Here is an 11,251-nt window from a genome sequence, read left to right as displayed (position 1 = left end):
TTCAACTTGAACGGTTTCAACTTCAACCAATCTGTGATTGATTCTCAAGGTCGTGTCATTAACACCTGGGCTGATATCATCAACCGTGCTAACTTGGGTATGGAAGTCATGCACGAGCGCAATGCTCACAACTTCCCCTTAGATTTGGCTAGCGGCGAGCAAGCTCCTGTTGCTATCTCTGCTCCTGTTATCAATGGTTAATTCTAACTAACCAAGCAATAGTTTCAATAAAATAAAAGACACTCTCTTTGAAAGAGGGTGTCTTTTATTTTAAGGTATGTAAAACTATAAAGTCCAATCATAAAATATTAAAAATCATGGGTTTTCGACCTTATTTTCTGTTACTTTGCTATAAATTCTTTTGAAGATAATCTGTCATCATTTGTTTCATTTCAGCAATCATAATTTCAAAATTTACACCTTCTTTTTCAATTTCTTTTTCCTGTCCAATCAGATAACTTATGCCTTTATAAATAGCTTTCGTCACCCTAGCAATTTTTTGACCCTGGATAGGATTGAGATTAGGATTAACCCTTAAAAGTAAATCATATATAGTTGTGAGTATTTCTTGATCAACCCGTTGAGCCGCCTGAGTTAGAGTTGTTTGTCCTTCTTGTCCAGCATTAAGATGTCTAAAGGCTGGATGTTTGCGTTCAAAGGCAATCATTGGATCAATTACCCGATCAACTATAGTAGAAAAATCTAGGCCGGAAACATCTTGCTGTAAAGCGGCTAAGGTATTACTACTCAATTGCTGCATATATCGCTCTCCTAAAGCATTTAAGATTGCTTCTTTATTAGAGAAATATTGGTATACCGAACCAACTGAAATACCAGCACGTTCGGCTAAGACATTTGTATTGATGGCTTCGGTTCCTCCATCTGCTAATAAATCAGCAGCAGTATCTAAGATTAAATCACGGCGTTGCTGACCACGTTTGCCTGAAGGACTGCGACGTGCTGTCTGAGATTTTGCATGACCCTCCTCGGAAACTGGTGAGTTTACTGTTTGATGATTTGGAGATTGACTATGTGAGCTTTTGCTCATATACTGCCTAATAAGAAAGTGAGTAATGACTCACACTAACAAAGTTCAGGCTAAATCTACAAGTAATACAATCACCAGGAGATAAATCTCATGAATGGTAAAACAGCATTTGTGACGGGAGCAACAGGTCTACTGGGTAGTAATTTATGCCAATTACTATTGGCACAGGGATGGCAAGTTAAAGGGCTAGCGAGGTCTATAGATAAGGCTCAACGTTTTCATCCTGATAGTCAGGTTCAGTTTATTCAGGGTGATATAGAGAATGTGTCTGCTTTTGCTCCTGCATTAAAAGGAGTAGATGTGGTGTTTCACACAGCAGCCTTTTTTCGAGAGTATTATCAACCGGGTAGTGACTGGAATCAGATGAAGCGCATCAATGTCGATGCGACGATAAAACTTTTGCAAGCAGCAGAGATGCAAGGAGTAGCAAGAACGGTTTTCACATCATCCAGTGGGGTTATCCAAACTTATCCAGATAAGGCTGCGACTGAAGCTGCACCTTATAGTCAGTTCGCTGAAAAGAATCTCTATTTCAAAACTAAGATTTTGGCAGAATGTGAAATTTATCGGTTTTTAGAAACCAGTCAAATGGATGTGGTCATGATTTTGCCTGGCTGGATGATGGGGCCTGGTGATGCTGCACCAACTTCTGCGGGGCAATTGGTGTTAGATATTTTAACAAGTAAGTTACCTGGAACAATCGATGGTGGCGCTTCATTGACTGATGTTCGAGATGTCGCCGCAGCTATGATTAGTGCTGCTGAACTAGGAAAACGCGGAGAGCGTTACATTGTAGCGGGTTCATTGAAAACTATTAAAGAGATTGCTATAGAATTGGAAGCTATTTCAGGGGTAAAAGCTCCAAGAATAGAAATTCCTGATAAAGTTGCACTTTCAATTGCATGGTTACTAGAATTCTGGGCGCGTTCGACAGGTAGAATCAACCCTATGCCATTAGCTGGGATTCAAACTTTATTGGAAAAAGCTAACCTAAGTTCCGCTAAAGCTATCCAAGAATTGGGAATAACTTTTCGTCCTTTTACACATACATTGAAAGATACAGTTCTTTGGTATCAGTCTCACGGCTATTTGTAAACTGCTGTGAGTTCAAGTTACACATTTTCTGTTTGAGGTTGTGATTAGTCATTTTTCTTGGTTCTTGTTTAATCTTAACGACTAATGACTAATCACCTTTAGGGGAGACTGTTTGGCGAGGTGTGATACTGCAATTGTTAACTTTGGCTACTTTTCGGATTTTTTAAATTGTTCTAAATAAACTGCAAACTGTTTATAATTTCGTTACATCTTTGTTAAGAAAAGTCACAATTCTCTTAACAGAAGGAAATATTGTTTTATGACAGATTCAGTTGAGAAGAACGTACCACATCAGGTTGTCGTCATTGGTGGTGGCTTTGGAGGACTATACACAGCGAAACATCTTGCTCATGCTAATGTAAATGTTACTCTGATTGATAAACGAAACTTTCATCTATTTCAGCCGTTGTTATATCAAGTTGCCACAGGTACGCTATCACCGGGTGACATTTCTTCACCATTACGGGCTGTTTTCAGCAAAAGTAAGAATACACAAGTTCTACTCGGGGAAGTCAGCGATATTGACCCAAAAGCACAAAAGGTGATGATGGGTAATCAAGTAATACCCTATGACACCTTAATTGTCGCTACAGGTGCAAACCATTCTTATTTTGGTAAAGAGCATTGGAAAGACCTTGCTCCTGGCTTAAAAACGGTAGAAGATGCGATTGAAATGCGCCGCCGGATATTTGGTGCATTTGAAGCCGCAGAGAAAGAAACTGATCCTGAAAAGCGTAGTGCTTGGTTGACATTTGTGATTGTGGGTGGCGGCCCTACAGGAGTAGAATTAGCAGGAGCGATCGCTGAGTTAGCATATAAAACTCTGAAAGAAGATTTCCGCAGCATCGACACCTCAGAAACCAAAATCATATTATTGCAAGGTGGCGATCGCATTCTCCCACACATGGCTCCCGATTTATCAGAAGAAGCAAGATTATCTTTGCAAGAGTTAGGTGTAAATATTCACACTAATACCCGGGTGACAAACCTCGAAAATGACATTGTTACTTTTAAGCAAGGCGGTGAAGTTAGCGCAATTCACTCAAAAACTATATTGTGGGCGGCTGGTGTCAAAGGTTCCACAATGGGGCAAATTTTAGCAGAACGTACAGGTGTAGACTGCGATCATGCCGGACGTGTAATTGTAGAACCAGACTTAACTATCAGGGACTATAAAAACATTTTTGTCATTGGAGATTTAGCTAACTTCTCTCATCAAGCTATCAAACCCTTACCTGGTGTTGCACCTGTCGCCAAACAACAAGGCGAGTATGTAGCTAAACTGATTAAACGACGCTTGAGAGGTCGTACTCTACCACAGTTTCATTACAGTGACGTAGGTAGTTTGGCGATGATTGGGCAAAATTTAGCTGTTGTAGATTTAGGCTTTCTCAAACTTACAGGTTTCCTCGCTTGGGTATTTTGGCTAGTGGTTCACATCTATTTCTTAATTGAGTTTGACACTAAATTATTAGTAGTGTTTCAGTGGGCTTGGAACTATATTACTCGTAATCGTCGCTCTAGATTGATTACAGGCCGAGAAGCTTTTACAGAACCACAAACTGTTAAAAATAGTAGTCCTTTATTGGATGCCTAAGCTAAAAGTTAGCCTAGAATAATTCTCTGTTATTGTTTGCTTGTCAAGCTGCCAAAAAACTATCTTAATTTTGTTCGAGTGGACTATGGGTGTAACAATTTTTCGGACAAGTTCTAGCGCAAGCTTGACAGCCAATACAATACTGATGATTGATGCTTTGATGCTGCGATCGATTTCAGTCCCCTTGCGGGGAAATTATGTTTGGAAACAACAAAACTTCATAAAGATACTAATGGCAGTTATTTTAGTTTCAGTCCCCTTGCGGGGAAATTATGTTTGGAAACCCAAGGTGCTGCAATATTGGCTTGGGATTTACTGGTTTCAGTCCCCTTGCGGGGAAATTATGTTTGGAAACTGAAATAGGTCTTAGGCTTTGGTCTAAGTTTGCTTGTTTCAGTCCCCTTGCGGGGAAATTATGTTTGGAAACGCGATGTTCCTGTTTCCCGGTATGAATATTTAAGGTTTCAGTCCCCTTGCGGGGAAATTATGTTTGGAAACCGTTACTACAGTTCTCGTCAAAGTTGAATGACTGTAGTCCAGTTTCAGTCCCCTTGCGGGGAAATTATGTTTGGAAACTCAAGTACAGTCAACTGCTAACTCTAATGCAACAAATGTTTCAGTCCCCTTGCGGGGAAATTATGTTTGGAAACACAAAACTCTATTTTGTCTCAAAGTGAAGTAAATCGTTTCAGTCCCCTTGCGGGGAAATTATGTTTGGAAACACAACATAGATAGTATTGTGCAAGAGCTATTAAGCAAGTTTCAGTCCCCTTGCGGGGAAATTATGTTTGGAAACCGCCAAACCATAGCGATAATTGGCACACTATCTGTTGTTTCAGTCCCCTTGCGGGGAAATTATGTTTGGAAACGCCTCGGTTGCTTGCAACAACGCGAGGTAATTTTTGTTTCAGTCCCCTTGCGGGGAAATTATGTTTGGAAACTGCTCGGTGCTGAAACTTAACTAGAGCAAGCTTCCTGGGAAGCGATTTGACGAATCTCAAAAATAGGTCGATTTCAGCCGCTCTAATTGAGAGATTTTCTCAACTTTTCCAATTCTTGAAACGCTGTAATTATTCTTTTGTCAAGGTTCTGGCGATTTTGGCAAATCCCCCAGGGTTTTTGACCCCGCTTCGGTTTGACAAACATCAAGCTAATCATCTAATCATAAAATGATTATTTATGATTGTCGAGTTTTTTACATGATGTATATTTTTCTAGTTTCTAGCCTCTCTCCGCTTGTACACCTGAAAAATTAATACTAAAGCCTTCAGAGCTAGTTTTTACCTTAACAAACTGGCTGTACAAGTTAATGCTTGTTGTTCTTGAGTGGAAGATTGATTGGCAACTAATTCGATTTTGCCTTGAGGGTTACGTCGCCAGGAGGTAGCTTGGACAAGTCTTTCTGGAGATTTTGGTATTTGGGCTTGTGCTGGTTTTGTGGTGTAAAATGCAGTTAGATTGCGGGTATCTGACCAAGTGCGATCGCTACTAATATCCTGTGTTGGATTTTGGGGTATTCCACCGCGTCCTGTAGCGACAAAACTACTACCTTGATTGCCATCACAAGTATTAGCTATTTGCTGCGATTTATCAGTAACATTTGCTGGCAATTCTACTAAACCCGAATTGGGGTCAACACCAACATTATTGACTGCGACTATCCCATTCACCCCAAACTGCGAGCTGGCAGTTATATCATTTTCTGGTGTCAGTTGGGAACGATATTCTAAACCGATAATTCCCTGAGTTGTGATGAGAATATTGCCGCCACGACCTTGAACTGCATTGGCAATAATATCGCTGTCTTCTAAACCAACGATGATGGGTGCATTGATATTAATGTTACCTCCGGTAGAATTACCACTGGCATTGGCACTAATTTTACTGCCATATCGCAGCAACAACACATCTTTCGCTTGCAGTTGAATATTCCCTTGACCGCCTCCATTGACTTCGGAACGTAGACTAGCGCCATTCTTTAAGAAAATCTGGCGAGCATTGAGATTGAGATTTCCGGCATCGCCTGTACCTATATTACTGACGGTGATTTGAGCATGGTCTTGCACGCGCACAGTATCGGCTTGAATATTTACAGAACCTGCTGCAAAGTTAGTTACTGAAGATGCAGTCATGCTACTAGGTAAAATTTGACCATTACTTAAGGGTTGAGATAAACCCTGTATATCAAGATTTTTCACTTGTAAGTTAATACTGCCAGCACTTCCCTGACCTTGTGTTGAGGAAGTAATTTGACCACCGTTGAAGACTTTTAAGTTATCTGCGGTTAAGTTGATTGTGCCACCTGAACCAACTATATTTTTACCCACAGAAGTATTGATGCCACTGACTAGCTGACTCAAAGGCTCGATTATTGGGTCACTGACAGCCACATCTTTAGCTTGGATAATGATATTTCCAGCAGTACCATTTCCCGCTAAGGTACTGCGGATGGCTCCCCCATTGCTGAGTCGTAACTGTCCAGTCTCAATGGTGATATTTCCTGCTTGACCTACTCCCGATGGCTGTACTGAAGTCGTAACTCCAGAACGCAACGTTGGTGTTCCACCTGCAATTTCAAAACTCTCGGTAGCCCGGATTGAAATATTGCCAGTTCTGCCCGTAGCGGTTAATTTACGGTTCACAATGTTTAAAATGTCAGAACTGATTACACCACCATTCACAGTACGAATTCGAGCAGCCTCAATGGTAATGCTGCCAGCCTGATTATTGTTGCCACCCTGAATTATTGTAGTAATGTCAGTAGGTAAGTAAACGCCAAAAGGAGTCGCAAATGGGTTTGCTCCAAAAAGTTCTATATCTGTAGCTTGGATCTTTATATCTCCCGATCTAGAGTTATTGCCAGAGGTTGTAGATTGAAGCCTAGCTCCATTAGTCATTCGTAAGTACTTGGTTTCAATCTTTATATCTCCAGCTCGGCCTGTTGCTCCACTATTTATCAATGTTCCCAAACCACGACCAATTTGTCCTGGGCTAGAAGATCCCAATAGGTCAACAAATTCTGTGGTCTTGACAGTAATTCCCCTACCCTGGCCAGACGAAGTATTAGACTGAATACTTGACCCATCCTTTAAAGTCAATCCCCTTCCTTGTACGTAGATTTCCCCACCATTAATTCCACTTGCATCGACTAATGAATCTTGCTGCAAACTTATCGTACCCCAGTCAGCCGTAGCCGTAGAACTTGCCAATTGCCATCCAGTTGGATTGTCCATCTTAATGTCAGCATTTCGCCCCGCCCACAATTCCACCCACCCATTGGGAGCTATCAGGCTGGCTTTTGTCAGATCAATTTGACTACCAACCAAAGCCAAAGTTTTACCAGTAGGAACTTCTAGTTTTCCCTGTACTTGGATGGCTCCGGCATTGTTTCCCAGTTGCAAACCAATCGGTACCTTCATGGTTAAAACAGGAGATTGAGTTCTGTCAGTGCTGAACACGTTGCCATCATCAAATTTAATGCTATTGGCAGTTGTCCCGATAAAGGAACCACCAATACTTAAACTGGCATTTTTACCAAAAATAATGCCGGCAGGGTTGAGTAAGAATAAGTTGGCTTTACCATTGGCACTGATAGAACCATCTATGTTAGAAATATTACCACCAGTTACCCGACTAAAAATGTTTTGAATGTCAGTAACATTGTCAAATGATGCAGAACTATTTGTAGGGATGGAGAATTGACTAAAGCTATGAAATAAATTGTTGCCAACACGAGTGCCATACTTGATAGTGTAACTATTAGTAGCACTTTCTACAACCGTTTTGAAAGTGTTATCAGAAGTTACTTGTGCGTGAACACCATTGCTACAAAAAGTCCAGATGCAGATTGCACTGAGACAGCCAAACCCAGCAAAAGCTACTTTCATTAACAGATTTCTGATTTTTTATACCGTATTTATTCTTCCCGGTCTGGTAAGTTTTATAACGTTAATTAATTTTGAGGTGTAGCCGCACAGGTTAAGGCTGTTTGTACCTGAGTCGAAGATTGATGGGCAATTAATTCGATTTTGCCAAAGGCGTTACGTCGCCAGGAAGTAGCGGGAATCAGTGTTTGCGGTAATTTCGAGATTTGGGCTGGTGCTGGTTGTGTTTGATGGAATGCAGAGATGTCCCGAGTATCAGACCAAGTGCGATCGCTCACTATATCCTGTGTCGGATTTTGCGGTATCCCACCCCTGCCGATGGCGACAAAACTACTACCAGTATTGGCAGTACAACCACTAGCAATCTTTTGTGATGAATCAGTAAAGTTTCCTGGTAATTCCACTAAACCCGAATTGGGGTCAACACCAACATTATTAATTTCGACTGTGCCATTGACACTAAATGCAGAACTGGCTGTAATATCATTGGTCAAATCTGTTCTAGGCGTGAGGGTGTTGCGATATTCCAGCCCGATAATGCCTTGAGTTGTGATATTAATATTGCCTCCACGACCTCCGACAGCATTAGCAATAATATCGCTATTTTCTAATCCCACAATAATTGGAGAATTGATGGTGATATTACCGCCATTTCCCAAGTCTCCTGCTGTGGTTGAAATTTGACTACCCTGACGTAATAATAGAGCTTTCTGAATATAAAGGTTGATATTACCGCCATTCCCTGATGTTGTTAAGGCACTAATTCTGGAGCTATTCTTCAACGTCACAAGATCCGCAGAGATTTCTAGCTGTCCCCCTTGGCCGGTTTGGCGATTTTCCACAGAAATGACAGTACCTTTATCTATGTTTAATGTCGAGGTTTTGATCAATATAGATCCGGCACTACCGGTTGCTTTTTCAGGAAGTCCCAAAATTCGTCGGAGTATAGCAGGTGCAGCAGTAACACTAGAAGTTATCTGGCTATTAACGAAACTACTATTAGCAAGACTCAAGTCTAGCTGTTGAGAATTTATCATCTCAATAGAATCTTCGGTATTAATGATGATTTTTCCAGCATCACCACTAGAAAAAGCCGTGGTAATAATAGCACCACCATCTTTGAGTCGGAGTTTAGGTGTATTGACGATGGTGGTTCCACCACCCCCTGCGCCAAAGGAAGTTGAGACAATCGCACTATTAGATGCAGAAGACCTTCCAGCCAAATCAATCAAGTTAGTTGCATTCACAGTCACTTGACCTGCATTACCAGATCCTAAAGTTGTAGAGGTAATTTGTGCGCCACCTCGAACAGTCAGTTTGCCTGTTGAGAGGGTAAGTGAACCAGCGTTACCCTGATTAAAGGTTGTAGTAGCAAATGCACTCAGCGCAGAGGGGTCGAATGAGGAAATTCCTGTGAGTTGAACAGAAAGTGGGGCATTAATGCTGACTGTACCACTAGAGGCCGTGGTGAAAGTATTGGCAGCGACAATCCCACCATTTTGCAGTATGACTTGAGGTGCAGAAATATTGATGTCACCACCTTTACCCAAACCCAAAGCTTGAGTTGCAATTTGGCTGGGGAGAATAGATGTAGCACCAGTAATTAAGAGTGATTCACTACCAATGATTTGGATGTTTCCACTAAGCTGCTGACCTAAGTTCTGCCCAACAATTACTGAACCATCTTGCAATGTAATGTTTGCACCATTTAACTGTATGGAGCCTGCATTGATACCACTTACATTCACTAGTGAACCAGTACGAAGTTGAATATCCCCAAATTTTGTAGTTGGAGTCATACTCACAGTTGCAAGTTGATTGTTTTCTCCTAGCAACCATTCTCCATTAGTTAACGCTCCTAATTCAACCTTGCCAGAGTTGGCGATCAGTAAACCACCATCTAGAGTGACATTATCCCCGACTAAAGACAGTGTATTGCCAGATTTTACCTGTAATCCTGTAGTTGGGGTTGTGATATTAAGTAGGGAAATTCCGATACGTTTGACATTATTACTATTACCTGAACCTTCAACCCGAATATTTCCTGAACTTCCCCCCATTTGTAAACCGATGGGTACACTCATTGTCAGCAAAGGTGTACCCGCATTTTGCACAGCACTAAATTCTGTTCCATCAGCAAATTTAATGCTATTGGCTGTCGTTCCCACAAATGAACCACCAATATTTAAGCTGGCATTTTTGCCAAAGATAATCCCGGCTGGGTTGATTAAAAATAAGTTGGCATTACCCTTGGCACTGATTTCACCATCAATATAAGAAATATTACCACCAGTCACCCGACTAAAAATGTTTTCTACAGTAATATCATTATCAAATGATGCAGAACTACCTGTCAGGACAGAGAACTGATTAAAGCTATGAAATAAATTGTTGCCAATACGAGTGCCTCCCGTAATGCTGTAACTACTACTCACATCCGTTTGCAGAGTCCCATCAGGAGTGACTTGTGCATGAACACCACAATCGCCAACGGTAGAGATGCAGATTGCACCAAAAACGGCAAACCCAACAAAAGTAAATTTCATGAAACAATATCTTAATTTTATCTTTTATTACGTATATATATTTCCCTTACCAGTAGCTTATATAACATTGAATTTGTCAAGTTAATTAATTTTGAGGTGTAGCAGCACAGGTTAAGGCGGATGGCATCGGCGAAGAAGATTTAGCTGCAACAAGCTCAATTTTGCCAAAGGCGTTACGTCGCCAGGAAGTAGCAGGAATCAGTGTTTGCGGTGATTTAGAGATTTGGGCTGGTGCTGGTTGTGTTTGATGGAATGCAGAGATGTCCCGAGTATCAGACCAAGTGCGATCGCTCCAAACTTGCTGCATCGGATTTTGCGGTATGAATTTTCTCCGGTCACTTCGCTAAAATCAGCAGCATTAATGGTAAGGTTCTCAGTAAAGGTAGTACCTTTTGCTTGAGTAATTCTATTAAAGTCGGCTCCATATACTCATATTCATCAGGAATATCTAGACAAACTACTCGCTTGTTTTTCAGCCAAGGTTGAAACCTCTGAGATAGCTTACGGCGATGGGATTTCTCCATGACAAAAATGATATCTGCCCACTCAAGTGCTTCACTACATAAAGGGATGACGGCCTCTTTATCTAGTCCGGCTGACTCAGCTTCTAAACCTTCATAATCTGAAAATACAGCTTCGGCTGTTGGGCTACGTAAGCGATTTTGGCTACAGATAAACAATAATTTTTTCATTAACAATATTATACATTAGTTTAGGAATTCTATAGTATTTGAGCTTTTTTACCAACAAAATCTGTAAGTAAAGAAACAGGTTTATGTTAGTCAATTAGCTACTAAATTGTGATTAAAAAATATGGTAATACCAATTTGAAAAAAGAATGCGGCAGATAGCAATCAGGGAAGTCTTACTGGAGCTAGATTTCTTAATAGCGTTAGCGAGGAACGAGCGTCGCATCATTACGAATTACGAATTGCTAATTGGTATAACTTAGTCTCTGGCATTTCCGAATTAATTGTGACCTGTAATTTTGTCAAATGGTGTGATAATAACCTCTTTTTTGCTTCTTAGCTTGTTTAACGAAGAGATGTCTGACCCAAACTTTTGTGTCTACGCCTGCCTT

General features: G+C 40.9%; 6 protein-coding genes, 3 pseudogenes and 1 CRISPR repeat array. Of the genes and pseudogenes, 3 read left to right on the top strand and 6 right to left on the bottom strand.

Annotation, left to right across the window (positions count from 1 at the left end):
* Positions 1 to 201 (top strand): annotated as a pseudogene (locus H6G69_RS30435) (photosystem II q(b) protein); the annotation flags it as partial.
* Positions 202 to 349: 148 nt separating this feature from the next.
* Here the strand turns inward: H6G69_RS30435 and H6G69_RS30430 are convergent.
* Entirely contained in the window at positions 350 to 1,048 is a 699-nt protein-coding gene (locus tag H6G69_RS30430) for a TetR/AcrR family transcriptional regulator (protein ID WP_190692939.1), read from the bottom strand.
* Positions 1,049 to 1,138: 90 nt separating this feature from the next.
* Between H6G69_RS30430 and H6G69_RS30425 the strand changes: the two genes are divergently transcribed.
* Complete coding sequence (locus H6G69_RS30425) at positions 1,139 to 2,143, top strand: SDR family oxidoreductase (RefSeq protein WP_190692937.1); 1,005 nt, start codon at positions 1,139 to 1,141, stop codon at positions 2,141 to 2,143.
* Positions 2,144 to 2,402: 259 nt separating this feature from the next.
* A complete protein-coding gene (locus H6G69_RS30420) occupies positions 2,403 to 3,740 on the top strand; it encodes an NAD(P)/FAD-dependent oxidoreductase (RefSeq protein ID WP_190692934.1) in 1,338 nt (445 codons plus the stop codon).
* Between the two features lie 64 nt (positions 3,741 to 3,804).
* Here H6G69_RS30420 and H6G69_RS30415 read toward each other — a convergent pair.
* The 5 genes and pseudogenes from H6G69_RS30415 to H6G69_RS30395 form a co-directional block, all read right to left on the bottom strand.
* Positions 3,805 to 3,891: pseudogene (locus tag H6G69_RS30415) on the bottom strand (4Fe-4S binding protein); the annotation flags it as partial.
* Between the two features lie 21 nt (positions 3,892 to 3,912).
* Positions 3,913 to 4,681: a CRISPR direct-repeat array (repeat unit 37 nt; unit sequence GTTTCAGTCCCCTTGCGGGGAAATTATGTTTGGAAAC).
* A gap of 339 nt (positions 4,682 to 5,020) precedes the next feature.
* Positions 5,021 to 7,627, bottom strand: a complete 2,607-nt coding sequence (locus H6G69_RS30410; RefSeq protein WP_190692932.1) for an S-layer family protein — start codon at positions 7,625 to 7,627, stop codon at positions 5,021 to 5,023.
* Between the two features lie 65 nt (positions 7,628 to 7,692).
* Positions 7,693 to 10,170 (bottom strand): S-layer family protein, encoded by a 2,478-nt coding sequence (locus tag H6G69_RS30405; protein WP_190692931.1) that lies wholly within the window; start codon positions 10,168 to 10,170, stop codon positions 7,693 to 7,695.
* Between the two features lie 85 nt (positions 10,171 to 10,255).
* Positions 10,256 to 10,492: pseudogene (locus tag H6G69_RS30400) on the bottom strand (filamentous hemagglutinin); the annotation flags it as partial.
* Positions 10,493 to 10,505: 13 nt separating this feature from the next.
* Positions 10,506 to 10,862 carry a low molecular weight protein tyrosine phosphatase family protein gene (locus H6G69_RS30395; protein WP_190692927.1) on the bottom strand — a complete coding sequence of 119 codons (357 nt, stop codon included), beginning with the start codon at positions 10,860 to 10,862 and terminating at the stop codon, positions 10,506 to 10,508.
* Positions 10,863 to 11,251 lie beyond the last annotated feature (389 nt).

The organism is Nostoc sp. FACHB-110, assembly GCF_014697425.1.
In the GTDB taxonomy this organism is placed as follows: Bacteria; Cyanobacteriota; Cyanobacteriia; order Cyanobacteriales; family Nostocaceae; genus Nostoc_B.
Note: the sequence above shows the minus strand (reverse complement) of the source record. Positions and strands in the feature narration are given on the sequence as shown.

Bases quoted from the DNA above. Each gene is read 5' to 3' on its own strand.
- H6G69_RS30430 (WP_190692939.1), bottom strand. From the start codon at position 1,048: ATGAGCAAAAGCTCACATAGTCAATCTCCAAATCATCAAACAGTAAAC.
- H6G69_RS30425 (WP_190692937.1), top strand. From the start codon at position 1,139: ATGAATGGTAAAACAGCATTTGTGACGGGAGCAACAGGTCTACTGGGT.
- H6G69_RS30420 (WP_190692934.1), top strand. From the start codon at position 2,403: ATGACAGATTCAGTTGAGAAGAACGTACCACATCAGGTTGTCGTCATT.
- H6G69_RS30410 (WP_190692932.1), bottom strand. From the start codon at position 7,627: ATGAAAGTAGCTTTTGCTGGGTTTGGCTGTCTCAGTGCAATCTGCATC.
- H6G69_RS30405 (WP_190692931.1), bottom strand. From the start codon at position 10,170: ATGAAATTTACTTTTGTTGGGTTTGCCGTTTTTGGTGCAATCTGCATC.
- H6G69_RS30395 (WP_190692927.1), bottom strand. From the start codon at position 10,862: ATGAAAAAATTATTGTTTATCTGTAGCCAAAATCGCTTACGTAGCCCA.